Origin of the sequence: Clostridium perfringens ATCC 13124, from assembly GCF_000013285.1 — a bacterium.
Classification (GTDB): Bacteria; Bacillota; Clostridia; order Clostridiales; family Clostridiaceae; genus Sarcina; species Sarcina perfringens.
Genome location: NC_008261.1, coordinates 2,192,724 through 2,219,488 on the forward strand (window position 1 = coordinate 2,192,724; position 26,765 = coordinate 2,219,488).

Consider the following 26,765-nt stretch of genomic DNA (forward strand, 5'->3'; position numbering starts at 1 on the left):
AAAAAGAGAACACAATGTGTTCTCTTATGTTATTATTTTCCGCCCATTTTAGCTACTTCTTCAGCGAAGTTTTCTTCTTTCTTTTCGATTCCTTCTCCTCTTTCGAATCTTACGAACTTAGTTATAGTTATTGGAGAACCTACTTCTTTTGATTTTTCTTCTAATAATTTAGCGATTGATTTGTCGCCATCTTTTACCCAAGCTTGATCTAAAAGACAAACTTCTTTACAGTATTTTTTGATTCTTCCCATTACCATCTTATCAACGATGTGCTCTGGTTTACCTTCGTTAAGAGCTTGAGCTCTGTATATTTCTTTTTCTTTTTCTAAAGATTCTTGATCAACATCAGCTTCTGATAAGAATAGTGGGTTAGCAGCAGCTATTTGCATACAAACATCTTTAGCAACTTCAGCTAATACTGGTGATGAAGCTTCACATGCTAATTCAGCCATAACACCTATTCTTCCGCCACCGTGGATGTAGCTTTGAACTAATCCGCTTTCAACAGAAAATCTTTCGAATCTTCTTACGCTCATGTTTTCACCAATCTTAGCGATTAACTCAGTTAAAACTTCTTGAACAGTTTTGTCTCCGTCTAATTTTTCTGCTAATAATTCTTCTACAGTGTTTACATTTGAGTTAGCAACTAATTCTGCTACTCTTCCTGCAAATCCAACGAATTCTTCGTTTAAAGCAACGAAGTCAGTTTCACAGTTGATTTCAACTATTGAACCTTTTTTCATATCTTCTGATACGTAAGTTTTAACGATACCTTCAGCTGCTACTCTTCCAGCTTTTTTAGCTGCAGCTGCTAATCCTTTTTCTCTTAAAACTTCAACTGCTTTTTCCATATCTCCATTAGTTTCAGTTAGCGCTTTTTTACAATCCATCATTCCTGCGCCAGTTCTTTCTCTTAACTCTTTAACTGCTTTAGCTGTTATCATTGAAATTCCTCCTGACTATTTAATTAAAAGGTAAACGAAGCAGAGAGCTTCATCTACCTTTTCAGTATTTATCTTAATATTACTCTGCTAATTGCTCGCCTTGTCTTCCTTCGATTATAGCGTCTGCCATTTTACCAGCTATTAATTTAACTGCTCTTATAGCATCGTCATTTCCTGGAATTACGTAGTCAACTTCTTCTGGGTCACAGTTAGTATCAACTATAGCTACTACTGGAATTCCTAATATTTTAGCTTCTGCTATTGCATTCTTTTCTTTTCTTGGGTCAACAACGAACATAGCTCCTATGTTTGAAGCGTCTAATTCTTTGATTCCGCCTAAGTTTCTTTGTAATTTTTCTCTTTCAAGTTTTAACTTGATTACTTCTTTCTTAGGTAAAACGTCGAATGTTCCGTCTTGTTCCATTTCATCTAATTTGTTTAATCTGTTTATTCTTGTTTTTATAGTTGTGAAGTTAGTTAACATTCCTCCTAACCATCTGTGGTTAACGAAGTACATGTTTGATCTTTCAGCTTCTTCTTTAACAGCTTCTTGAGCTTGTTTTTTAGTTCCAACGAATATTACGTCTTTACCAGCTTCTGATACTTCTCTTATAAAGTTGTAAGCTTCTTCAGCTTTCTTTACAGTTTTTTGTAAATCGATTATGTATATACCGTTTCTTTCTGTAAAGATGTAAGGAGCCATTTTAGGGTTCCATCTTCTTGTTTGATGTCCGAAATGAACACCAGCTTCTAATAATTGTTTCATTGAAATTACTGACATTATTTTTTCCTCCTAGATTGGTTATTTCCTCCACTATCTTCTTTACTATAAGCACTACTTAAAGTAGCACCGGCTTATAGATTCGATAATGTGTGTATTTGTTACCTTTGATAGTATAACATAGGGTTATAAAAGTATCAACAAGATTTTTCAAAGTTTTTATAAAATAATATTATATCACTATTAAACTTTTTACCTAATTTGATTTTATCTTAAATTATCTATAAATATACTGAAAAATACTAATTAATTATAAAAAATTACTTATTTCTATTAAACCTCTTATAAAAGTTATAAATCATAGATTTTTTATATTTATTTAATTATTATTAGCTTGTTATATAAAAAAGAAGAAGATGCAAAAAAACACCTTCTTCAAATCTTATTTTATCTTTTTAAGTTCATCCATTAACTTTTCGTTTAATATTTTTATATGAGTACCTTTCATCCCAAGACTTCTTGATTCAATAACTCCTGCACTCTCAAATTTTCTAAGAGCATTTACTATAACTGATCTAGTTATTCCAACTTTATCAGCTATCTTAGAAGCTACTAATAATCCTTCATCTCCATTTAACTCACTAAAAATATGTTCTACAGCCTCTAATTCTGAGTAAGATAAAGTTCCAATAGCTAATTGAACCACCGCTTTTTTACGTGCTTCTTCTTCTATTTCACCTTGTCTAGCTCTTAAAAGCTCCATCCCAACTATTGTAGCACTATATTCTGCTAAAACTAGGTCATCATCATTAAATTCTTCCCCAAATCTAGCTAATAATAAAGTTCCTAATCTATCTCCATTACCAACTATAGGAACAATAGTTGATATTTTTTTAGAGATTAAACATTCTCCTACCCCTTCAAAAACACATATTCCTTTATTAGGTATGTTTGCAATTGTATCTTGAATGTTTATTAATTTATTATTGTAGTCTTCTGGGAATTTTCTATCAACAACAACTTTTTCTTTCATTATGTCACATTCAAATTTTTCAGAAAAAGAATAACCTAATATTCTACCTTTTCTTCCAACTAAATATACATTACACGACATAACATCACTTAATAATTGGCATATATCTCCAAAAGCTATAGCTTCAGTACCTGATTTTTGTAAAATCTTATTTAATCTTCTAGTTTTACTAAGTAGTGTCGACATTATATCCTCCTCGCACCATTTTACAAAAGATGTAAATTTCAGAATTTTTAAAATATTCTTATAATAAACTTATTATTTAAATATTAACATAGTAAATACTTCATTTCAACCAGTAATACTGGTGGAGATAAGGACTAAAAACTACTTTTCTGAGTTATTTTCATCATTATTTTTTTCAATTATTTTTTCATATTTACATTCTTTATCGCTACACTGTAAATATTCACCTTTACTCTTAGAGTATCTCTTAACCATATATGAACCACATTCTGGGCATTTTTCATTTGTTGGTTCATACCAACTTACGAAATTACACTCTGGATAATTACTACATCCATAGAATCTGTTTCCCTTTTTACTTCTCTTAACTAAAATCTTTCCTCCACATAATGGACAGTTTGCATCAACCTCTTCAACTATAGGTTTTGTATTTTGACACTCTGGATATCCAGGGCAAGCTAAGAAATCTCCAAATCTTCCATGCTTAATAACCATAAGTCTTCCACATTTATCACAAGGTACATCACTGACTTTATCTTCTATAATAACCTTAGATATCTCTTTTTCTGCCTTTTCTATATCTTCCTTTAATGGAGTAAAGAATTCATCTACTATATGAGTCCAACTTTCTTTTCCAGCTTCAACATTATCAAGTTTAACTTCCATTTCTGCAGTAAAGTCAGTATCAACTATCTGCTTAAAATAATTAGAAAGTATATCATTTACTATAAAGCCTAATTCTGTTGGTATAAGAATCTTTTTCTCTCTATCTACATATTTTCTACTTATTAATGTAGATATTGTTGGAACGTAAGTACTTGGTCTTCCAATACCTTTTTCCTCTAAAAGCTTAACAAAAGCAGCCTCTGAATACCTAGCAGGTGGTTGAGTAAAATGTTGTTTACCTTCAATTGATTCTTCTTTTAAAACTTCATTTTCTTCTAATTCAGGTAAAAGTACTGATTCTTCCTCTTCCCCTAATATATACTCATAAACTTTCATGAAACCATCAAATTTTATAGTGGATCCACTAGCTCTTAATGTATAATCTCCATTTTTAATTTCTAGGCTATTAGTATTTAATATACATGTAGCCATTTGGCTTGCTATGAATCTTTTCCATATTAAAGCATATAACTTATATTGATCATTACTTAAGTTTGCCTTAGCAATCTCTGGTGTTATTTCAACATATGTAGGTCTTATGGCTTCATGGGCATCTTGTATATTTTTCTTTCCTTTATATACTCTTGGTTCCTCTGGAACATACTCTTTTCCATATGTTTCATCTATAAAGTTAAGAGCTTTTTCTTGAGCTTCCTTTGAGATTCTAACAGAATCAGTTCTCATATAAGTTATTAAACCTACAGTTCCAAATTTCTTAACTTCAACCCCTTCATAAAGTTGTTGAGCTACTGACATTGTTTTCTTTGTCATAAAGTTAAGCTTTTTACTTGCCTCTTGTTGAAGAGTACTTGTAGTAAATGGAGCTAAAGGATTTTTATTCTTAGTTCCTTTTTTTATCTTGCTTACTATATATTCATTTTCTTTAAGTTCATCTATTATTTGATCTGCTTGTTCTTTATTTTTTATTTCTATCTTTTTCTTATTTTTAGTTGTTAACTTAACAGGGAAAGACTTCTTTCCTTTTTTAAGTTTAACATCAACAGTCCAATACTCTTCTGGATTGAACTTCTTTATTTCTTCTTCTCTATCACATATAAGTTTTAATGCTGCTGACTGAACCCTTCCAGCACTCAATCCCCATTTTACATTTCTCCATAGAAGTGGACTTATTTCATATCCAACCAATCTGTCTAACACTCTTCTTGCTTGCTGAGCATCTACTAAATTACAATTTATTTTTCTTGGATGCTTTATTGAATTTTTAACTGCATCCTTTGTTATTTCATTAAATTCTATTCTACAATTCTCGTTTTCATCTATCTTAAGCACATTAGCTAAGTGCCAAGATATAGCTTCCCCTTCTCTATCAGGGTCAGTTGCAAGGTATATCTTATCACTTTTTTTAGCTAACTTTCTAAGTTTGCTTAAAAGTTCACCTTTTCCTCTTATTGTTATATATTTAGGATTATATTCATTTTCTATATCAACGCCTAATTGGCTTTTTGGCAAATCTCTTACATGTCCCATGGAAGCTTCGACTACATAATTTTTACCTAAATATTTTTCTATTGTCTTGGCTTTAGCTGGTGACTCAACAATTACTAATTTTTGACCCATCGTAAACTCTGAATTAAATCCAGAGTGTTCACCCCCTCAAACTATCATATTATTTTTGTATAATAATCTCCTGGTATAACTTCTATTTTATTTTCAAATTGCAATTCACATAATAACTCATATATGATAGATGTGTCAATATTTGTTACTCTTATAATATCGTCTATATGTAGAATATTATTCTCTAATATGCTTAAAAGCAACTGGTTAATCTCTGAATTTTCCTCTTTTTTGCCATCTTTATTACATTTTCCTTCTTTTTTTATTTTAAAAGGTATTGAATTTAATAAATCACCTATATTAGTGAATATACCAGCTCCATCTTTTATAAGATTATTACAGCCCCTGCTTTGAGAAGAAAACACATCTCCAGGCACTGCAAAAACATCTTTTCCTTGATTTACAGCATAATTTGCAGTTATTAAAGATCCACTTTTTTCTCCAGCTTGAACCACTATAACAGCTTCAGATAATCCACTTATTATTCTATTCCTCTGAGGAAAATTATATCTAAGCGGTGGCGTATCAGGGAAAAATTCACTAATTATACATCCATTTTTAATTATTTTTTTATACAATTCTCTATTATAGACAGGATAATCTAAATTTATTCCACAACCAAAAACGGCAACATTATAAAAATTTTCTTCAACACACTTTTTATGTGCTTCAGTATCCACCCCAAAGGCTCCACCGCTTACTATTCCAACACCTGCTTTTCCTAGCCCTGAAGCTATAAGACTTGCACATCTTTTCCCATATGGATCACATTTTCTCGATCCAACAATGGCAACATTGGTATCTTCAGCTCTTTCTAAATCCCCCTTATAAAAAAGAATATAGGGAGGTTCATCTATATTTTTAAGTCTTTTAGGATAGTCTTTATCTAAATATGTTACTATTTTATAGTCTTTCTTATTTATATCATTAATTACCCTACTATTCAAATCAATGTTAATATCATTTTTAAATTTACTAGCGCATTTAATTCCAGTTTCCTCTATATCCTTTCTATGTATGTATATATTTTCTTCATTTCCTAATTGATTTAAAAGCTCTACTTTTATATTGTTTGAAATCTTTAAACTTCCAAGCCATATTTTATAATTTAAATCAACCTCTTTCATTTATATAACCTCTCCCTCTAAATTTTTTCTATAATTAAGAGCCTCATAAATATTGCTTTTTTTAATATCTTCACTGCCATCCATATCTGCTATGGTTCTAGATAATTTTATAATTCTATCTAAAGCCCTACTACTTAAAGAAAATCTTGTGTATATATTGTTTAAAACTTCATGACATTCTTCATCTAATCTTATTAAACTTTGAATATGACTATGTTTCATCTGAGAATTATAAGTTATTTCTAAATCTTTAAACCTAAATTTTTGTCTTTCTCTTGCTTCCTTAATTTTATTTCTTATATCCTCTAAATTTTCTTTTTTATTACTTGAATTAAGTTCATTATAAGAGGCATATCTAACAGAAGTAAAAATATCTATTCTATCTAGCATAGCCTTAGAAAGTCTATTTCTGTATTTAATCCGTTCATATTCACTACAAGTACATATTCTTCCTTCATAACCACTTAAGTAATTTCCACATGGACATGGGTTAAAAGCTCCTATAAGCATGACTTCTGCTGGATATGTTACACTTCCTACATTCCTAGATATGGTTATCTCTCCATTTTCCATAGGCTCTCTTAAACATTCTAAGGTTCTTCTATCAAACTCTAAAAGTTCATCTAAAAACAAAATACCATTATGAGCTAAGGTAACTTCTCCTACCCTTAAATCTCTTCCTCCACCTATTAAGGATACCCTTGTTGCAGTATGATGTGGATTTCTAAAGGGTCTTTCAATTTTTCCTTTAGTATTATTTAAAAGTCCTGAAACACTATATATCCTTGTTGTCTCTAATATTTCTTTTTTATTTAATTCTGGCAATAAAGATTTAACCCCCTTAGCAAGCATTGTTTTACCTGATCCTGGAGGTCCTTGCAATATAACATTATGATTTCCAGCTGCTGCAATTATCATAGCTCTCTTTGCACTTTCTTGACCACAAATCTCATTAAAAGAATTATCTTCCTTTAACTCACAAATTTCCTCTTCTCTTTTATAAGGTAGCACATCTCTATAAGTTAAAAATCCAACTACCTCTTTTAAATGAGAGAAGCCATATAAATTAATATTATCAACACAAGAACATTCTCTTAAATTATCCATTGGTATAATAAACTTATCATTGTTATTTTCAACCCCAGATATAACAGAGCACAAAGCTCCATTAACAGATCTAATATGGCCATCTAAAGATAATTCTCCTAAATAAACAGTATTCTCTAAAATCTCCCTTTGAATTTGACCACTCTCAATTAATATAGCTAAAGCTATAGGAAGATCAAATCCAGTTCCTACCTTTCTTAAATTACCTGGAGCTAAATTTACTGTTATTCTCCCTAAAGGAAATTCATAACCACTATTTAAAATAGCTGCTCTTACTCTCTCCTTAGCCTCTCTAACGGAAGTATCCGCTAAGCCTACCAAGGTAAAACTTGGCAACCCCTTACTTATATCAACCTCTATATTAACAATTACACCTTCTATTCCTATTAAAGTTGAACTTTTCAAACTTATAGACATACAAATCACCTTCTTTAAAAGATATACTTTTAAAAATCATACTAACCACAAAAAAATTTTTTAATCATTAAAATTTTAAAATGTTTAAACTTGTACTTAAGTGTTAAAAATTCAGTAGAGGTGATTTAAATGAAAAAATATAATAAATCTATAGGTTTCTACGGAGAGGATTTAAGCGCAAAATTCTTAAAAAAAGAGGGATATTCAATCTTAGAAAAAAACTTTAATTGTTCCTCTGGAGAAATTGATATTATAGCTATTAAAGATGAAATAATTTCTTTTATAGAAGTAAAAAGCAGGTTTTCTAACTCCTTTGGTAATCCAAAAGAATCAGTAACCTGCTCTAAACAAGGTAGAATAATAAATGCAGCAAAATACTATCTACATGTAAAAAAACTCTACAATTATTATATTAGATTTGATGTTATTGAAGTTAACTTTCATATTGATAGTTCAAAGTATGAATTAAACTTTTTAAAAGATGCTTTTAGGGTATAACTATAGAATATTCTTTAAAAAACTCATTCTATGAATTTCTGTAGGTCCTACTTCTTTTAAAGCATCTACATGAGTCTTGGTTCCATAACCAACATTTTTTTCAAAATCATATTGTGGATATTTTTTATGATATTCCTTCATAATATTATCTCTATAAACTTTTGCAATTATTGAAGCACAGGCTATACAAGCACTTTTTGTATCGCCTTTTATAACATGCTTATTTTCTCCATTAAAGTTTTTTATTAAATATCCATCTGAAAGGACTAAATCTGGCTTTATACTAAGTCCTTCACAAGCTTTTATGAATACATGATTATTACAGTATCCTATGCCTTTTTCATCTATTTCCTTGCTATCACACATTGAAATGGAGTAACTTAAGGCTTTTTCTTTTATGATCTCACTTAACTCTTCTCTTTTATGTTCTGATAATTTTTTTGAGTCATTTATGTAAAGAATTATATCATCTAAATCACTAGAATCTAATATTACCGCTGCTGAAACTATAGGACCTGCTAAAGGACCTCTTCCAACCTCATCAACTCCAGCTACATATTTATAATCACCAAAACTCTTATCAAAAAGATACATATTTTTAACTCTTTCCTCTTCTTTAATAAGATTATTTAGGTTCTTCTCTAATCTATTTCCTAAAGATGATACATTTTTTCTTTTATCCTCTTTTAATAAGTCAGCAAGTTCTTTTATTTGAGCTTTGTTATCTCTATTTACATCTAACTCTTTTACTAAATCACTTACTACTTTAAAAGAGTATGAATTTAAATTTTCTCTCATATCTTTTATTAAATTATCCATAATAAACCCTACTTCCTATTCTGGTTTTTCTAAAGATATTTTTCCTATTTTTCCGCCTCTAAATTCATCTAAAATTATTCCTGCAATTCTATTGTAATCTATTTGATTACCTGACATTATAGCTCCTCTTTTTCTAGCTATAGCATCTAAGTTATCTAATGGATTTTCATGAAGTTCTGTAAGTTTATATCTAGTCATTAATTCTTCTGGATTTGTTTCTTGAAGTCTTTCAACTAGTTTAAGAGCTAATTCTTCAGTATCCATTATTTCGTCTTTTATAGCTCCAGTAAATGCTAAATTTAATCCAACGATCTCATCCTCAAATTTAGGCCATAAAACTCCTGGTGTATCCATTAATTCTATACCTAACTTAGTTTTTATCCATTGTTTATTCTTAGTAACACCTGGTCTATCTCCAGTTTTAGCTATATTGTTTTTAGCCATTTTATTTATAAATGTTGATTTACCAACGTTAGGTATTCCAACAACCATAGCTCTAGTAGTGATTTTAGCTAAACCTTTAGCTTTTAATCTATCATGTTTATCTTTTAAAAGTTTTAAAAGAGCAGGTTTTATAGCATTTAGTCCTTCACCTTTTAAAGCGTTTACTTCTAAAACAATTGTTTCATCATTAGTTAAGCTATCTTTCCAAGCTTTAGTTACCTTAGGATCAGTTAAGTCACTCTTATTTAAAAGTATTACTCTAGGCTTACCAGCACATAGAGTGTCTATATCTGGATTTTTAGAAGATTTAGGTATTCTAGCATCTCTAATTTCTATAACAGCATCTACAAGCTTTAAATTGTTCTGTATTTCTCTTTTCGTTTTGACCATATGGCCAGGGAACCAGTTTATTGCCATAATAAATCACCCTTCCATTTTTTATTTTAGGTTATATTCAATATATTATCTTAAACAAATTAAATCAATATTGTTTAAAGTAAAATTCTAATATTTTTATACAAACAAAAAATGGGACTATTCACTAGTCCCAGTTTATGTTTAAATTATCTAGTTAACTCTTTAACTTTAGCAGCTTTACCTACTCTGTCTCTTAAGTAGAATAATTTAGCTCTTCTTACTTTACCTCTTCTTACAACATCAATCTTATCGATGATTGGAGCGTTTATTGGGAAAGTTCTTTCAACACCTACACCGTAAGCAACTCTTCTTACTGTGAAAGTTTCTCTTAATCCACCGTTTTGTTTTTTGATAACAGTTCCTTCGAATACTTGGATTCTTTCTCTGTTACCTTCTTTAATTCTAACGTGAACTTTTATAGTGTCACCTATGTTGAATTGAGTTAAATCTTCTCTGATTTGTTCTTTTTCGATTGCTCTTATGATTTCGTTCATTGTGCATTCCTCCTTGATATCTTCTAAAATTTTGACGTTCTTAACACACTCTGTGACAGAGGACCGCCGGTACTAGCACGAAGTTTATTCTATCATACTTGTATTCTTTAATCAATATATTTATTTTGATTTTAACAATTTTATGTCTTCTTTTGAAAGTTTAATTTTTTCAAACATATCTGGTCTTCTTTCCTTAGTTATAAGAAGTGATTGTTTTCTTCTCCACTTTCTTATATTTTCGTGATGACCTGACATAAGAACCTCTGGAACTTTCTCTCCTTCAAATTCAAAAGGTCTTGTGTATTGTGGATACTCTAAAGTCCCATCATAATAACTTTCATCTTGGAAACTCTCTTCACTTCCTAAAACACCAGGTACTAATCTAGATATGCTATCAATAACTGGAATACATGCCATTTCTCCACCTGTTAACACAAAATCTCCAAGAGAAATTTCTAAATCAAAATATTTATAAACTCTTTGATCTATACCTTCATAGTGCCCACAAACAAAAATAAGCTCTTCCTCTTTAGAAAGTTCCTTAGCCATTTCTTGATTGAAAGTTTTTCCTCTTGGTCCTAAAAATATAACCTTACCCTTATTTTTTTCTTTAACAGCCTTTATAGCATCTACAACTGGCTGAGGAGTCATAACCATTCCTGCTCCGCCACCATAAGGATAATCATCTACCTTCTTATGCTTATTTAAAGTATAATCTCTTATATTTACCGTCTCTATATGTAGAAAACCATTTTCCCTAGCTCTTCCTATTATGCTATGTTTAAATATATCAAACATCTCTGGGAACAATGTAAGAATATTAATCTTCATATTGCCACTCTCCAGAAGGTCTTATAGTAATTAATTTTTCATCCATATTAATATCTAAAACTATATCTTTTAATACTGGAACTAATACTTCCTTCTTTCCTTGAACCCAATAAACATCATTACTTGGAGTTTGGATTACATCTTTGATTTTTCCATACTCAAATCCCTCTGTATCAACAACAGTGCATCCAACTAAATCAACTATGAAATATTCATCTTCTTCAAGCTCTATAGCATCTTCACGTTCTATTTCTAAATAAGTTCTTTTTAGTTTTTCAGCTTCCTCTATTGAATTTATTCCTTCTAATTTAAGTATAACTTTATCCTTAAAGTATTTTACGCCCTCTACTTTAACCTTTTTCCCTTTTAAGATAACATATTCTAAATAGTCAAATCTTCTCATATCTTCAGTTAAAGGCATAACTTTCATTTCACCTCTTAAACCATGAGTGTTTATTATTTGACCAACTACTAATAAATCTTCCATTATTACACCCCTTTTCTGTATATAAAATAAGAGTTAGGTATTCCCCTAACTCTTTTTAAATGATTTCTACTACAACTTTTTTATTTTCTTTAATTGCAGCAGCTTTCACTACTGTTCTGATAGCTTTGGCAATTCTACCTTGCTTTCCAATAACTTTTCCCATATCTTCAGGTGATACCTTTAGTTCTAATATGATTGATTCCTCTCCTAAGACCTCATTTACATGAACATCCTCAGGTTTATCTACTAGTGACTTAGCAATTATTTCAACTAATTCCTTCATATTATTCCTACTTAAAAATAAGTAGATTCACCCCCTAGGAAAACTATTTTATACCAGCTTGGTTGAATAATTTTTTAACTATATCAGTTGGTTGTGCACCATTTCCTAACCACTTAGCAGCCTTTTCAGCGTCTATTTTAACTTCAGCTTCTGGCTTAGCGATTGGGTTGTAGTATCCTATTTCTTCGATGAATCTTCCGTCTCTTGGACTTCTTGAATCAGCAACAACTACTCTGTAGAAAGGAGCTTTGTGAGCACCCATTCTTCTTAATCTTATTTTAACTGCCATTACATTTTCACCTCCTTCAAAAGTGTGTTCAATTTATTTCATAAAAGGAAGTTTACTTAAAAATCCCTTTTTACTAGCATTTTTTTGGAATGATTTCATTTGCTTCATTTGCTTTTTCATCATTTCATAGCCTTTTAAGACTTTATTTACTTCTTGTACTGTTGTACCAGAACCTTTAGCTATTCTTCTCTTTCTTGAACCATTTCCTATTACTAAAGAAGGTTGTTTTCTTTCTTTAGCTGTCATTGATTGTATGATTGCTTTAACTGTAGCCATTTGTTTTTCTCCTTGAGAAAAATCAATACCTTCAAGTTCCTTTGTGTTAACACCTGGAATCATCTCTATCAATTTATTTATAGGTCCAAGCTTTTTCATTTGATCCATAGCTGATAAGTAGTCATCAAAGTTAAATTCTTGATTTAACATTTTTTCACTTAACTTACTTGCTTCATCTTGGTCAATAGCTTGCTGAGCTTTTTCTATTAAAGAAAGGACATCTCCCATTCCTAATATTCTTGAAGCCATTCTATCTGGATGGAATACTTCAATATCACTCATCTTTTCACCAACACCAACAAATTTAATTGGCTTGCCAGTAATGTCTCTTATGGAAAGAGCAGCACCACCTCTTGTATCACCATCTAACTTTGTTAATATTATTCCTGAAAGATCTAATGAGTTATTAAATGTCTCTGCTACATTAACAGCATCTTGACCTGTCATAGCATCAACTACTAATAATATTTCACTAGGATTTGAAACTTCTTTAACATCTTTTAACTCTTGCATTAAATCTTCATCTATATGAAGTCTACCAGCGGTATCTATTATAACAACGTTATTTCCATTGTCTTTTGCATGCTCTATTGCAGCTTTGGCAATATCTACAGCCTTAACCTTATCTCCCATTGAGAATACTGGTATATCTATTTGTTTTCCTACAACCTGTAATTGCTTTATGGCTGCGGGTCTATATATATCACAAGCCACAAGTAATGGCTTTTTGTTTTTCTTTCTTAAGTGCAATGCAAGTTTTCCAGCCATAGTTGTTTTACCTGCACCTTGAAGACCTACTAACATGAACACTGTTGGTCCATTGTCTGAGTATTTTAATTTACTCTCAGTCTCTCCCATAAGAGTTGTTAATTCGTCATTAACTATTTTAATAACCTGTTGACCTGGAGTTAAACTATTTAATACTTCCTCACCAACACATTTATCTTTAACATTTGATATAAACTTTTTTACCACCTTGAAGTTAACATCTGCCTCTAAAAGCGCAAGCTTTACTTCTCTCATGGCTTCTTTTATATCTTTTTCTGTTAGCTTACCTTTACCCTTTAATTTTTTAAGCGTGTCTTGTAATTTAGACGCTAATCCATCAAAAGCCATGCTTAACCCTCCTAAGCGTTTATAATTTCCTCTAATTTCTCATCTATATATTTTTTTATATCTTCATCTAAATTAGAGTTCTTATTTAATTCTGCCATAAGCTCTTCTTTAATTCTATACCTTTTATCAATTTTTTTTGATAATTTAAGTTTTTCATCATAAGAATGAAGTTGCTTACAACATCTTTTGATTAAATCATAAATTGCTTGCCTACTGGTTTTATTAATTTCAGCAATCTCTGCTAGTGACAAATCTTCATTGTAATAAAGGGTCATAACATTAAACTGCTTTTCCGTAAGCAATGTTCCATAGTAATCTATTAACATTGATATTTCAAATCTATTTTCCATATAACCACCTTGCTCACGAATAAGATAATAACAAATAATTTTATAAGTGTCAAGTATTTTCACTTAACACTTATTTTTTTGATAATTATGCTTAAAAACCTGATGATTACTTATATAAAATACTATCTATTAATTTATGATCAATAATTTTTTTAATATTTTTTTATTTTTTTCTTATAATAATGCCTCTGCAAATTCCTTAGCATTGAATTTTTGTAAGTCCTCTACACCTTCTCCAACACCAATATATTTAACTGGTATATTTAAAGTATTTTTTATTGATATAACAACTCCACCCTTAGCTGTTCCATCTAACTTAGTTAATATTATTCCATCAATAGGACAAGCCTCCATAAATTGTTTTGCTTGTATAACTGCATTTTGACCTGTTGTACCATCTAATACTAGAAGAGTTTCTTTTTTTCTATCTCCTAATTCTCTATCTATTATTCTATTTATTTTAGCTAACTCATCCATAAGATTTTTCTTGTTATGAAGTCTCCCAGCAGTATCACATATTAATAAATCTACATCCCTAGCTTTAGCAGCCTGTACGGCATCAAAAACTACTGCCGCCGGATCTGACCCTTCTTGATGCTTAACTATATCTACATTAGCTCTTTGACTCCATATATCTAATTGATCTATGGCAGCTGCTCTAAAGGTATCCGCAGCGGCTAATAGAACTTTTTTACCATTATTTTTATTTCTAGCTGCTATCTTACCTATTGAAGTAGTCTTACCTACTCCGTTAACCCCTATTATAAGCATAACTTTCTTTTCGTTATCCTCTTCTTCCTCTTCAGAGTCTCCTTCTAACATCATTTCTGCAATAACTTCTTTTAAGGCTGGTTTAACCATTTCAACATCATTTATTTTTTCTTTTCTTATTTTAGCTTTTAATCTATCAATTATTTCAACAGTAGTATCCATTCCTATATCTGACATTATAAGTGCTTCTTCAAGCTCCTCATACATATCGTCGTCTATAGTTACAGCTAAATTTAAAGCCTCATTTATTTTATCTGTTAAGTTATCTCTTGTTTTTGTTAATCCAGTTTTTAATTTATCAAATAATTTTCCAAACATTTTTTGTCCTCCTCTATTTCTCCAAGTCTACTGAAACAATTTTAGATATACCTTTCTCTTCCATAGTAACTCCATACATAACATCAGCAGCTTCCATAGTACCTTTTCTATGCGTTATTACTATAAACTGAGTATTATCTCTAAACTTACTTAAAAACTCTGCATATCTTCTTACATTGGCATCATCTAAAGCAGCCTCAATTTCATCTAATATACAGAATGGTGTAGGTTTCATCTTTAATATGGAGAATAATAAGGCTATAGCAGATAAAACCTTCTCTCCTCCAGACATAAGATTAATATTTTGAAGCTTCTTTCCTGGTGGTTGAACATTTATATCTATATTTCCTGTAAGTTCGTCACCCTCACCTAAAACAAGTTTTGCACTACCGCCTTTAAATAATTCTTTAAAGGTTTCATCAAATAGCTTATTTAAGATATTAAAATTTTGTCTAAAGACTACTCTCATCTTAGATGTCATTTCTTCTATAACATTTAAAAGTTCTTCCTTAGCCTTTTCTAAATCATCTCTTTCTGTTGTCATAAAATTATACTTCTCAGATATTTCTTTAAATTCTTCAATAGCATTTACATTTACATTTCCTAAACCAGTTATTCTAGCTTTAAGAGTTGATATTCTTGACTTATGAGAATTCATATCTTCAATAGGCTTAAATCTATTTTTCTCTTCTTCAAAACTTGTATTAAATTCTTCTAGAAGTCTTTTGTTTAAGATATTTTTTTCATTTTCTTGTTTTGTATAAGTTATATCATTTTTATGAACTTCTTCTTCCTTTTTAGCTATTTCAACTGAAAGAACTTCTAAGATATTCTCAGCAGAGCTTATGGTCTCTTTTAACTTACCTTTTTTAAGTTCAAAGGATTTAAAGTTCTCTTCAAGAGTAATTATATTTACTTCCTCTTCTTTTATGAACTTTTCACATAAAACTATTTCTTTTTTACTTTCTTCCTTATTAGCTTTTATCTCTTCTAAGTACTTAGTAATATTTATAAGTTTATTTTCCACTTCTTCTATAGAAGAATTTATTCTATTAGCTTCCTTTTCTCTTCCCTCAATAACTTCTTGAAGCTTAGCTTTATTTATTTTCATATTAGTTAGCTTATCTTTATATTTAGAAAGAGTTTTTGAAAGTTCTTCACGTTTCTTATCTAATTCTTTTACCTTTTCTGAATTAGTTACTTCTTTGTTTTCAAATTGACTAATCTTTTCATTAACAATTTCAATTTCTTTAACTATCTTAATCTTTCTTGAATCAATATCCTTAAGCTCTAACTCTAAAGATTTTATAGAATTTTTTATTTTAAAAGTTTCATCATTAACATTTTTAATCTTGTTATTTAAGTCTGCTAACTCTAAATTCTTTTCATATATTTTGTCTATAATTTCTTGTTTTTTTATGCTTAACTCTTCTTGATCTCTATTTAACTTTTCCAATTCTTTAGTTAGTATGTGCTCTTCATTTTTTACCCTAACTAATTCATCCTCTAAAGCTTTAACTTCATTTTTTCTAGACATTATACCTGTGTTTTTTTGATAAAGACTACCACCTGTAAGTGCTCCACCTGCATTTACAACCTCACCAGATAAGGTAACAATCTTATGTCTATAATTGAGCATTTTAGCAATTTTTATGGCATTATCTATATTATCACATATTATAGTTTTACCTAATACATAATTTATAACATTATTATAAACCTCTTTAAAGTTTACTAAATCTGAAGCTATTCCTAAGAATCCTTCACTTTCAACTATGTTTTTGCTAAGTTCTAACTTCTTACCCCTTATTATTGATAATGGTAAGAATGTAGCTCTTCCTAACTTATTTTCTCTAAGATGATTAATAAGAATTTTTGCAACTTCCTCATCTTCAGTTATAATATTAGAAATACTTCCACCTAAGGCTACTTCAATGGCAGTTTCATATCCAGCCTTAGTTTCCACAACCTCTCCTAAAACTTTGCATTTGTTTTTATTTATTTTTACACGTCCAGCATCTACACTAGCCATTATTTTCTTTACTGAAAGGTTGTATCCTTCATATTGATTTTCTAATTTTTTTAGCATTTCTTTATTAGCTTCAACCTTATTTACCTTTGATAAAATTTGATTAAGTTTACTTTGAGTTTCCTTAATTAACTTTAAGCCTTCTCTAAACTCTTCTTCTTTTTCCCTTAATTCTCTTTCTTTATCTTTCTTTTCTTCTTCTATAATTTGAAGCTCTTTTTGAAGATTTAAATTAGTTGCTAAATTAATTTTTAATGAATTATCATAATTTACTTGTTTGCTTTTTGATGAATCAAGTTTTTCATTTATATTACTCAATTCACTTTCTAGCATTGTCATTTTATTTTTAGATAAAGAAACCTTTTTTAAAAGTTCTAATTCCTCATCCTTTATCTTTTTAATTTCTTTTTCCTTAGAAATAAATTTTAAGTTAAGTTCATTAACTTCTTTTTCTAAGGTATTAATTTCTTCTAATTCTTTTTCAAACTTACTTTTATTTGAATTAAAATCCTTCTCTATAGAGTTTTTTTCCTTCATTAAGACATTTAATTTCTTCTTATTTTCTTCTAACTCTTCTTTGTTTTTAAGAATTAATTCATCTATATTTTTAATTCTTTCATTTAAAAGATTTACTTTTCCTAAGCTTTTATTTATTTCTTCCTTTTTAACAAAATACTCTTCTTGCTTTTTAGAATGGCTGCCTTCTAAAGAGTCTAACTCTTCCTTTAAAGCAAACATTTTCTCTCTTTCTTCTTTATACTTTTCTTTTTGCTTATCATTAAATGCTATTAAATCTTTTATCTTTTCTTTTTGCTTTAATATAACCCCATCAATATTATGTAATTCACTCATAATAGATGATATTTCTTTGTGCTTTAATTCATTTGAAAGCTCTAAATATCTTAAAGCTTTATTTTTTTCCTCTTCTAAAGGACCTAATCTTTCTTCATAAGTAAAAATTATATCATTTATTCTAACTAAGTTTTCTTCCGTATTCTTTAACTTTTTCTCAGCTTCACCTTTTCTAGATTTAAACTTTACAATACCTGCAGCTTCCTCTAGAATAGCTCTTCTATCTTCCGGCTTACCACTTAGAATACTATCTATTTTACCTTGACCAATAAGCGAATACCCTTCTTTTCCTATTCCTGTATCCATAAATAGGTTTACAACATCTTTTAATCTACAAGGAGAATTATTTATTAAATATTCGCTTTCTCCAGAACGGAATAATTTTCTAGTAACTTTTACATCTAAATAATCTAAAGGGAGTTCCCCTAAAGAATTGTCTAAAGTTAAAGAAACCTGTGCATATCCTATAGGCTTTCTATATTCTGTACCAGTAAAGATTACATCTTCCATCTTAGCTCCTCTTAAGGTTTTAGCACTTTGCTCCCCTAAAACCCATCTTACGCTATCTGATACATTACTTTTTCCACTTCCATTAGGCCCAACTATAGCTGTTATTCCTTTTTTAAAATTTAATTCTGTTTTATCAGCAAATGATTTAAATCCCCTTATTTCAAGAGATTTTAAAAACATATATTCACTCCTATCCTTACATAAACATAATCGGTAATAAAGTTGCTAAAAAGCATATTACAACAAAAATAATAGTAATTTTTATAACCCTGTCTCTCGTAGTTTTTCTCACTGTACTTCACTCCTCATGGTATAAGTTTATATTATGCCAATTAAAATATCAATAAAAAAAGCCTCAGAGATCAACTCCAAGGCATATAATAACTATAAATCTATTTTATATACTTTCGATTCTACTTCTATATTTATTTTATCTACTTCCATAGAATTATCTACTTTAACCTTCAAATTACAATTTTGTGCCTTGTCTTTAAGTTCATTGAAGTATCTCTTTTTATCAGCATAAAGCTTAGAAACTGATTTATTGCTAATTCTTATAGTTACCTCTCCACTTTTATCCTTTAAGATATTATATATATTTTCATTTATAATACTACTCTCTACTAATTCCCTAAAAGCAGGATGGAAAGGCCCATCTACAATATCCTTACCTAAAGCTATATTATCTGTAGGCTGCAAACCAATTCTTATAACCTGTATATTATTTTCTTTATACATATTATAAAGTTTAGCACTTATATACACAGCCTCTTCTAGAGTATATGGTTTATAAGTTCCCTCTAAGTACATATCCTCCATAGGAGTATTTTTCACTGTAAGAGCAGGATATATTCTACATATATCAGGTTTCATCTTTATAGACTCTCTTGTTGTTTCTATATCCTTCTCAAAAGTGTCCTCAGGAAGTCCTACCATTATTTGATGACCTAAAGTAAAGCCATATTCTTTAATTAACTTAGAAGCTTTTAGAACCTCATCATAACCATGACCTCTACCTGATTTATGCAACACTTCCTTATCTAAAGACTGAACTCCAAGTTCTATTATATCAACTTTATAACTTTTTAAATGATCTAAAATAAACTCATCAATATAATCTGGTCTAGTAGACAACCTTATATAGTCTATAATTTTTTTATCCTTATATTCTTTTGCAACAGCTAATAGTTCTCTTTGCTTATTTATATCAATAGCAGTAAAAGTTCCTCCAAAGAAAGAAACCTCTAATATTCTATCTCCTTCACCAATTGTTTCTATATATTCTTCAATTGTCTTTCTTACAAAATCACTATTAACCTTATTTTCTTGCTTGTACTTTGGCCCTAATATAATCTCTTTATTTTCTCCAGTTATTTTCCCTTGATTACAAAACACGCAATCATGTGGACATCCTTCATGAGGAACAAAAATTGGGATTATATAGTGTCTTTTTCCCATTTAATTTCACCTAACCTTTGCAGTGCTGCTTTAGCTGCATTTTGTTCTGATTCTTTTTTACTAAATCCAACACCTTGACCCATAATCTCATTATTAATTAAAAGGTCTGTAAAGAATTTTCTTCTGTGAGGTGGTCCTTCATGCTTAACTAAATTATAAACAATATTAACTTCCCCATTTTTTTGAAGAACTTCTTGTAATCTAGTTTTAAAGTCTAAGATTATTTCTTCATTTATAGCCTTATCTATAACATCTTTAAAGTTTCTTAAAATAAAGTCATTTGCAACTTCAATTCCTTTATCTAAATAAACTGCAGCAATTACTGCTTCTAATGCATCAGCTTGTATTGAAGTTCTTTCTCTTCCTCCAGTTAGTTCCTCACCTTTACTCATTCTTATATACTTACCAAGTGATAGATTTTTTGAAACTTTATGTAAAGAATTTTCACAAACTACTAAAGCTCTTATTTTTGTTAATTCACCTTCAGATTTATCTTTGTAATTATTAAATAAATATTTTGTAACACAAAGCTGTAAAACTGAATCTCCTAAAAATTCTAATCTTTCATTATATTTTACATCTTTAAATTGATTTGCATATGAACTATGCGTTAATGCTGTTATAAGCACTCCTTTGTTTTCAAACTCAATTCCTATAAGTTTTTCAACTTCTATTAAATTTATATCTTTCACCTTAAAATTCATCTCCTTAAGGTTTATTCTTCAAGTTGTTTGTGAAACAACTTCAAGAATAAACTTAAATTAAAAATCCCGCTTATTGCGGGACTTTATTACTTCTCTGTATGTTCTGTGATGTATTCTACTACATCTCCTACTGTTTTGAAGCCCTCAGCATCTTCATCTGGGATTTCCATCTCTAACTCTTCTTCAAGAGCCATTATTAATTCAACTATATCAAGAGAATCCGCACCTAAGTCATCTATAAATGTTGATTCCATAGTTATTTCATCTTCGTTTACGCTTAATTTATCAGCAATAATTTCTTTTAATTTATCAAACATTCAATTCACCTCCTAAGTTAATCTAATAAAATATTATTATATATAAAATGCATAGTCAATACGCATTACGTAATTTTTAAATATTTTTTTGATTATCAAAGCTTTTTTTAGTGATTTCTTCACTTAATTTCCCAATTAGGTCATTTTCATGGAACTTTCTTGCCTGTCTTATTGCATTTTTAAAAGCTTTTGCATCAGAACTACCATGTGCTTTTACACATATTCCCTTTACACCTAAAAATGGTGCTCCACCATATTCTTTATAATCCATTTTTTTCTTAAGGTTCATTAAAGCTGGCGCTAAGAATGGTACTCCTAATTTAGCTAAAAATGATGATTTAACTTCTGATTTGATCATACTTAATATTGTAGAAGCTACACCTTCATACATCTTTAAAACAGTATTTCCAACAAATCCATCACAAACTAAGACATCCACATCTCCTGTTGAAACTTCTCTTGGTTCAACATTTCCAATAAAGTTAATATCTTTTTCTTCCTTTAGAAGCTTATAAGTAGCCTTTGTAAGGTCATTACCCTTTTCTTCTTCTTCTCCAATATTAACTAATCCTACCTTAGGGTTATTAACATCCATAACAGATTTAAAGTAAACCTCACCCATTTTAGCAAATTGAACTAAATAAGAAGGTTTAGAATCAACGTTAGCTCCTGCATCGATTATCATAAAAGGACCATTTTTACCTGGCATAACTGGTGCTAAAGCTGGTCTTTCAACCCCTTTTATTCTTCCTACAATAAGTGTACATCCTGTTAAAAATGCACCTGTGCTTCCAGCTGATATAACTGCTTCACACTGATTATCCTTAACAAGTCTAAGAGCTTTAACAAGACTTGAGTCTTTTTTCTTTTTAACAGCCATAGCAGGATGCTCATTAGTACTTATTACTTCTTTAGCATCTATAAAAACAACTCTTTCTTTGTCATATTTAAACTTAGAAAAAGCCTCTTTTAAAAGATCTTCTGGTCCAGTTATATATATTTCTATATCCTTAAATTCTTCTAATGCCTGAACACAACCTTCAACTACTGCACTTGGGGAATGATCTCCGCCCATTCCATCTACAGCAACTCTCATGAGTTTCACCCCTTTTTTTTCCTATATATAAAGAAAAGAAAGTCATAAGACTTTCTTTTATTCTTCAACTGATACTACTTCTTTACCTTTGTAGTGTCCGCAGTTTTTACATACTCTATGAGCCATTTTCATTTCATGACATTGTGGGCATTCTACGATACCTGGTAAGCTTGCCTTGAAAGTTTGAGCTCTTCTTGAATCTCTTTTTGCTCTGAACGTTTTTCTAGCTGGATTTCCCATTGTTACACCTCCTTATTACTTAAACAAGTCCATTAGCTTTGCCATTCTTAAGTCAATTTCTTCATTGTCACATTGGCATGTTTCTTTATTTAAATCAATACCACATTTTTGACAAAGCCCTTTGCAGTCTATGCTGCAAAGTCTTTTTATAGGTAAGGTTGAAATTACGTTTTCTACTACCGCTTCAGCAACATCTAATTCGTCGCCTTCTACATAAGCAATAGAATCATCTTCTTGATTTGAATTATTTGTAAATTTCTCATCCATATCTATTGATACTTCATAAGAGAAATTAGTTAAGCATCTTGAACACTTCATCTGAAGTTCTCCAGTAATGTTACCTACTAACTCTATAAAAGACTCATTAGATATAACTTCACCAGTAAAATGTAGAGGCTTTATAACCTTCATATTTTCGCCTTCAAATTCGAAGCTTTTTAAATCCAGAACAAAATCTAAAGATTTTCTTCTTTCTCTTTTTGAGCATATTTCTGAAAAAATTAATTTCATAATCATCGTAGTTAAATAACTACTTTCACGCTCCTTAACATAAGATATGCATTGTTTATTCCTAAACAACACATATCTTATTATATTAACTAGCTATTTAAAAGTCAAGTATTTTATAATTATTTACTTATAATACTTACTGTATCTTGTGCTATCATTAATTCTTCGTTAGTTGGAACTACGAAAAGTTTGATTCTTGAACCCTCTTTGCTTATTTCAGCAACTTTAGCTCTTATATTGTTTCTTTCTTCATCTAACTCAATTCCTAAGAATTCTAAATCTCTACAGATAGCTCCTCTTTCTATGATTGAGTTTTCTCCAACACCAGCAGTAAATACTATTACGTCACATCCATTCATCTCTGCAATGTATGCTCCTATATATTTCTTAACTGAGTTTCTGAATAAATCTAAAGCTATTTGAGCTTCTTTGCTTCCTTTGTCAGCAGCTGCTTCAACATCTCTAAAGTCACTGCTTACTCCTGAAACTCCAAATATTCCTGATTTTTTGTTCATTAAAGTATTTACTTCTTGTGAAGTATATCCTAATTCATCTATTAAGTATGTAACTACAGCTGGGTCTATATTTCCACATCTAGTTCCCATTACTAAACCTTCAAGTGGTGTGAATCCCATAGTAGTATCTACACATTTACCATTTTTTATAGCTGCTATACTTGCACCATTTCCTAAGTGACAAGTGATTATTTTTAAATCTTCTATGTTTTTACCCATAGCTTCTGCTATTTTAGCTGAAACATATTTATGAGAAGTTCCGTGGAAACCATATTTTCTTATGTGTTCTTTTTCATATAATTCATATGGTAATGCATATACGAATGCTTTTTCTGGCATTGTTTGATGGAATGCTGTATCAAATACAACAACCATAGGAACATTTGGCATTAATGCTTTACAAGCATTTATTCCTATTATATTTGCAGGATTATGAAGTGGAGCTAATTTAGCACACTCTTCTAAATCTTTCATAACTTCCTCTGTAACTAATGCAGATTCAGCATATTTTTCTCCACCATGAACAACTCTGTGTCCTATAGCATTTATTTCATCTAATGATTTTATAACACCATGTTTTTCATCTATTAAAGCTCCTAGAACTAATCTAATAGCATCTTGATGATCTTTCATTGGCTCTACGATTTCATATTTATCTTTACCTTCACTCTTTTGAGTTAAGTTTGCGCCTTCTAATCCTATTCTTTCTACTAATCCAGTTGCTAAAGCATTTTCAGTATCCATATCTATTAATTGATATTTTAATGATGAGCTTCCGCAATTTATAACTAATACGTTCATTATAAACTCCTCCTGTTAAACTTATAATGTAAAATTAATAAGCTTAATTCATTTTAATTTTATCCATCTATATAAAATTCTAATCAATTACTATTTAGTTGCTTGTGCTTGAACAGCAGTTATTGCAACAACGTTAACTATATCCTCTGAACTACATCCTCTTGAAAGGTCGTTTATTGGTTTAGCGAAACCTTGACAAACTGGTCCAATAGCTTCTGCATTAGCAAATCTTTGAACTAATTTATATCCTATATTTCCAGCTTGTAAATCTGGGAATACTAAAACATTAGCATTTCCTGCTACTTTACTATTTGGAGCTTTTTGTGAAGCAACTTTTCCAACTATAGCAGCATCTAATTGTAATTCACCATCTATATCTAAATCTGGTCTTAATTCTTTAGCTTTTTCTGTTGCTACTCTTACCTTTGTTACTAAATCATGATCAGCACTTCCCATTGTTGAGAATGAAAGCATTGCAACCTTTGGATCCATTTTGCAAAGATTTTTAGCAGTATCAGCAGTAGCTATAGCTATAGCAGCTAATTGGTCTGCATTTGGATTTGGATTAACAGCACAGTCTGAGAATAATAACATTCCACCTTCTCCATATTGTGAACCTGGTACCATCATTATGAAGAAACTTGATACTACAGATACTCCTGGAGCAGTTTTTATTATTTGAAGGCCTGGTCTTAAAAGGTCACCAGTTGTGTGTACAGCACCTGATACCATTCCGTCTGCATCACCCATTTTTACCATCATTGTTCCGAAGTATAAAGGATCTCTTACGATTTTCCCAGCTTTTTCAACTGTCATTCCTTTAGCTTTTCTTAATTCATAAAATTCGTTTATATAAGTGTCTAATTTATCTGAAGTTTCAGGATCAACTATGTTTACTCCCTCTAAATTTACGCCTAAAGCTTCAGCTTTTTCTCTTATTACTTGTTCTGAACCTACTAAGTAAACGTCAGCAAGTCCTTCTTCTTTTATTCTTTGTGAAGCGACAAGAGTTCTCTCTTCATCACCTTCTGGAAGTACTATTTTTTTTCTATTATTTTTAGCACTTTCCCATATTTGTTTCATAAGTTCCATGTTCATTTCTCCTTTCAAGTCAAAGCAGATGTTATGTGTTATCACACACAATACTAATAATACTATACTCCTATACTAATATATTTTTCAACAGATAACAAACAAAAAAACGGTATCATAATATTGTTTTTATATTTAAAATTATCTGAATTTTCTAATAAATATATACACTTTATTATTTTTATATATTAGGTTATTATAGTTTTATCAAAATAGGAAAAAGTGGTGATTTAAATGAATATAACTGGCATAATAACTGAATATAACCCTTTTCATCTAGGTCATGAACTTCATCTAAAAAGTTCAAAAGAGATTACAAATTGCGATGGAGTTATTTGTGTTATGAGTGGAAACTTTGTGCAAAGAGGTTTGCCTGCTTTAACGGACAAATGGACTAGAACAAAAATGGCCTTAGAAGCTGGAGTTGATTTAGTTGTAGAACTTCCAACCCTTTTTGCAACTTCTTCAGCAGAATTTTTTGCCTTTGGTGCAGTATCTTTGCTTAATTCTTTAAATGTAGTTAATAATATTTGTTTTGGGTCAGAATGTGGAGATATAGATTTAATCAAAAAACTTAGTGAAATTATTATCAATGAACCTCCTCTATTTAAAGAATATTTAAAGGATTATTTAAAGGAAGGACTTCCCTTTCCTAAAGCTAGAAGTAAAGCTTTAATGAAGTACTTAGATGATAATAATTATAAAATTGATTTTTCATACTTAGAAAAAGTTCTAAACTCTTCTAATAATATATTAGCCATTGAATATTGTAAAAGCCTTTATAAGCTTCAAAGTTCTATAAAACCTTTTACTATACAAAGATTAGGAGCAGATTACAATGATGAAAAACTTTCAAAAAATGAAATAGCCTCTGCTTCTGCCATAAGAAAAAGTATTTATACTTCAAATATAGAAGAAAGTCTTGATTTTATGCCTGAGTATAGCTATAACTTATTAAAAAATACTTCATTTAGTGATTTAGACAAAATGTTTGACTTAGTAAAATACGCTATAGTAAGCAATCCTAATGTATTAAAAGAAATACCAGAGGCTTCTGAAGGAATAGATAATAAGATAATTCAAAACATAGGAAAAGCTAATTCTTTAGATGAATTAATAAACCTTTGTAAAAGTAAGCGTTATTCATACACTAGATTAAACAGAATTTTATGTCACGTACTATTAAATGTAAATAAAGATCTTCTTTCTCTTAGAAAATCTTCTCCTAATTATGTAAGAATCTTAGGATTTAATAATAAAGGAAGGGAAATTTTAAAAGAGATTAAGAAAAATTCTGAAATAAACATCGTTAATAAATTATCAAAAGCTAAATCAGATTCTTTGTTAGAATTTGACATAAAAGCCACTAATATTTATAGCTTTCTAAATCCATCAGTTAAAATTAACAGTGATTATTTAATTAGTCCTATTATTTTTAGATAACAATAATATTATTATATGTACTTAAA

The 26,765-nt window shown here is 29.9% G+C and carries 27 protein-coding genes; 2 read left to right on the plus strand and 25 right to left on the minus strand.

Annotation, left to right across the window (positions count from 1 at the left end):
- Nucleotides 1-32: 32 nt before the first annotated feature.
- From tsf to CPF_RS09515, 6 genes are all read right to left on the minus strand, one after another.
- The gene (gene tsf, locus CPF_RS09490) at nucleotides 33-944 is read right to left on the minus strand and encodes a translation elongation factor Ts (RefSeq protein WP_003459744.1); all 912 of its coding nucleotides are present in this window, start codon (nucleotides 942-944) and stop codon (nucleotides 33-35) included.
- Nucleotides 945-1,023: 79 nt separating this feature from the next.
- A complete protein-coding gene (gene rpsB / locus CPF_RS09495; RefSeq protein WP_003470452.1) occupies nucleotides 1,024-1,725 on the minus strand; it encodes a 30S ribosomal protein S2 in 702 nt (233 codons plus the stop codon).
- A gap of 382 nt (nucleotides 1,726-2,107) precedes the next feature.
- Complete coding sequence (codY, locus tag CPF_RS09500) at nucleotides 2,108-2,884, minus strand: GTP-sensing pleiotropic transcriptional regulator CodY (RefSeq protein WP_003449426.1); 777 nt, start codon at nucleotides 2,882-2,884, stop codon at nucleotides 2,108-2,110.
- Between the two features lie 141 nt (nucleotides 2,885-3,025).
- Entirely contained in the window at nucleotides 3,026-5,128 is a 2,103-nt protein-coding gene (topA, locus tag CPF_RS09505) for a type I DNA topoisomerase (RefSeq protein ID WP_003458449.1), read from the minus strand.
- Between the two features lie 44 nt (nucleotides 5,129-5,172).
- The gene (gene dprA, locus CPF_RS09510; protein WP_003471623.1) at nucleotides 5,173-6,255 is read right to left on the minus strand and encodes a DNA-processing protein DprA; all 1,083 of its coding nucleotides are present in this window, start codon (nucleotides 6,253-6,255) and stop codon (nucleotides 5,173-5,175) included.
- Nucleotides 6,256-7,779: a YifB family Mg chelatase-like AAA ATPase gene (locus CPF_RS09515; protein WP_003478266.1), complete on the minus strand. Its 1,524-nt coding sequence runs from the start codon at nucleotides 7,777-7,779 to the stop codon at nucleotides 6,256-6,258.
- 129 nt (nucleotides 7,780-7,908) lie between these two features.
- Here CPF_RS09515 and CPF_RS09520 point away from each other — a divergent pair, with 129 nt between their 5' ends.
- A complete protein-coding gene (locus CPF_RS09520; RefSeq protein WP_003458506.1) occupies nucleotides 7,909-8,277 on the plus strand; it encodes a YraN family protein in 369 nt (122 codons plus the stop codon).
- Here CPF_RS09520 and CPF_RS09525 read toward each other — a convergent pair whose 3' ends face one another.
- From CPF_RS09525 to pta, 19 genes are all read right to left on the minus strand, one after another.
- Nucleotides 8,278-9,096, minus strand: coding sequence for a ribonuclease HII (locus tag CPF_RS09525; protein ID WP_003478270.1), 819 nt, complete (start codon nucleotides 9,094-9,096; stop codon nucleotides 8,278-8,280).
- Nucleotides 9,097-9,111: 15 nt separating this feature from the next.
- Nucleotides 9,112-9,957, minus strand: coding sequence for a ribosome biogenesis GTPase YlqF (ylqF, locus tag CPF_RS09530; protein WP_003458489.1), 846 nt, complete (start codon nucleotides 9,955-9,957; stop codon nucleotides 9,112-9,114).
- Between the two features lie 146 nt (nucleotides 9,958-10,103).
- Nucleotides 10,104-10,451 carry a 50S ribosomal protein L19 gene (gene rplS, locus CPF_RS09535; protein ID WP_003449446.1) on the minus strand — a complete coding sequence of 116 codons (348 nt, stop codon included), beginning with the start codon at nucleotides 10,449-10,451 and terminating at the stop codon, nucleotides 10,104-10,106.
- 120 nt (nucleotides 10,452-10,571) lie between these two features.
- Entirely contained in the window at nucleotides 10,572-11,282 is a 711-nt protein-coding gene (trmD, locus tag CPF_RS09540; RefSeq protein WP_003458426.1) for a tRNA (guanosine(37)-N1)-methyltransferase TrmD, read from the minus strand.
- Nucleotides 11,272-11,769 carry a ribosome maturation factor RimM gene (rimM, locus tag CPF_RS09545; RefSeq protein WP_003458412.1) on the minus strand — a complete coding sequence of 166 codons (498 nt, stop codon included), beginning with the start codon at nucleotides 11,767-11,769 and terminating at the stop codon, nucleotides 11,272-11,274. Before rimM ends, trmD begins: the two co-directional genes overlap by 11 nt.
- Nucleotides 11,770-11,824: 55 nt before the next feature.
- Nucleotides 11,825-12,052 carry a KH domain-containing protein gene (locus CPF_RS09550; RefSeq protein WP_003458429.1) on the minus strand — a complete coding sequence of 76 codons (228 nt, stop codon included), beginning with the start codon at nucleotides 12,050-12,052 and terminating at the stop codon, nucleotides 11,825-11,827.
- Nucleotides 12,053-12,095: 43 nt separating this feature from the next.
- Nucleotides 12,096-12,341, minus strand: coding sequence for a 30S ribosomal protein S16 (rpsP, locus tag CPF_RS09555; protein ID WP_003458442.1), 246 nt, complete (start codon nucleotides 12,339-12,341; stop codon nucleotides 12,096-12,098).
- Between the two features lie 33 nt (nucleotides 12,342-12,374).
- Entirely contained in the window at nucleotides 12,375-13,733 is a 1,359-nt protein-coding gene (ffh, locus tag CPF_RS09560) for a signal recognition particle protein (protein ID WP_003458480.1), read from the minus strand.
- Nucleotides 13,734-13,744: 11 nt separating this feature from the next.
- Nucleotides 13,745-14,083: a putative DNA-binding protein gene (locus CPF_RS09565; protein WP_003458448.1), complete on the minus strand. Its 339-nt coding sequence runs from the start codon at nucleotides 14,081-14,083 to the stop codon at nucleotides 13,745-13,747.
- 174 nt (nucleotides 14,084-14,257) lie between these two features.
- A complete protein-coding gene (gene ftsY, locus CPF_RS09570; RefSeq protein WP_003466435.1) occupies nucleotides 14,258-15,172 on the minus strand; it encodes a signal recognition particle-docking protein FtsY in 915 nt (304 codons plus the stop codon).
- Nucleotides 15,173-15,185: 13 nt separating this feature from the next.
- Nucleotides 15,186-18,743, minus strand: coding sequence for a chromosome segregation protein SMC (gene smc, locus CPF_RS09575; RefSeq protein ID WP_011590936.1), 3,558 nt, complete (start codon nucleotides 18,741-18,743; stop codon nucleotides 15,186-15,188).
- Nucleotides 18,744-18,947: 204 nt separating this feature from the next.
- Nucleotides 18,948-20,021: an elongator complex protein 3 gene (locus tag CPF_RS09580; protein WP_003458439.1), complete on the minus strand. Its 1,074-nt coding sequence runs from the start codon at nucleotides 20,019-20,021 to the stop codon at nucleotides 18,948-18,950.
- Nucleotides 20,000-20,713, minus strand: coding sequence for a ribonuclease III (gene rnc, locus CPF_RS09585; protein ID WP_003458447.1), 714 nt, complete (start codon nucleotides 20,711-20,713; stop codon nucleotides 20,000-20,002). The genes CPF_RS09580 and rnc overlap by 22 nt, the downstream gene beginning before the upstream one ends.
- A gap of 98 nt (nucleotides 20,714-20,811) precedes the next feature.
- Entirely contained in the window at nucleotides 20,812-21,042 is a 231-nt protein-coding gene (gene acpP / locus CPF_RS09590; RefSeq protein ID WP_003458423.1) for an acyl carrier protein, read from the minus strand.
- A 76-nt stretch (nucleotides 21,043-21,118) separates the two neighbouring features.
- Nucleotides 21,119-22,138, minus strand: a complete 1,020-nt coding sequence (plsX, locus tag CPF_RS09595) for a phosphate acyltransferase PlsX (RefSeq protein ID WP_003458435.1) — start codon at nucleotides 22,136-22,138, stop codon at nucleotides 21,119-21,121.
- Between the two features lie 57 nt (nucleotides 22,139-22,195).
- A complete protein-coding gene (gene rpmF, locus CPF_RS09600; protein ID WP_003449428.1) occupies nucleotides 22,196-22,378 on the minus strand; it encodes a 50S ribosomal protein L32 in 183 nt (60 codons plus the stop codon).
- A gap of 15 nt (nucleotides 22,379-22,393) precedes the next feature.
- Nucleotides 22,394-22,789, minus strand: coding sequence for a YceD family protein (locus tag CPF_RS09605; protein WP_011010580.1), 396 nt, complete (start codon nucleotides 22,787-22,789; stop codon nucleotides 22,394-22,396).
- A gap of 218 nt (nucleotides 22,790-23,007) precedes the next feature.
- Nucleotides 23,008-24,204, minus strand: a complete 1,197-nt coding sequence (locus CPF_RS09610; protein WP_003458524.1) for an acetate/propionate family kinase — start codon at nucleotides 24,202-24,204, stop codon at nucleotides 23,008-23,010.
- A 90-nt stretch (nucleotides 24,205-24,294) separates the two neighbouring features.
- Nucleotides 24,295-25,296 carry a phosphate acetyltransferase gene (gene pta, locus CPF_RS09615; protein ID WP_003458455.1) on the minus strand — a complete coding sequence of 334 codons (1,002 nt, stop codon included), beginning with the start codon at nucleotides 25,294-25,296 and terminating at the stop codon, nucleotides 24,295-24,297.
- 234 nt (nucleotides 25,297-25,530) lie between these two features.
- On the opposite strand from pta, the gene CPF_RS09620 reads away from it, so the two are divergent.
- The gene (locus CPF_RS09620; protein ID WP_011590938.1) at nucleotides 25,531-26,739 is read left to right on the plus strand and encodes a nucleotidyltransferase; all 1,209 of its coding nucleotides are present in this window, start codon (nucleotides 25,531-25,533) and stop codon (nucleotides 26,737-26,739) included.
- The last annotated feature ends 26 nt before the right edge of the window (nucleotides 26,740-26,765 follow it).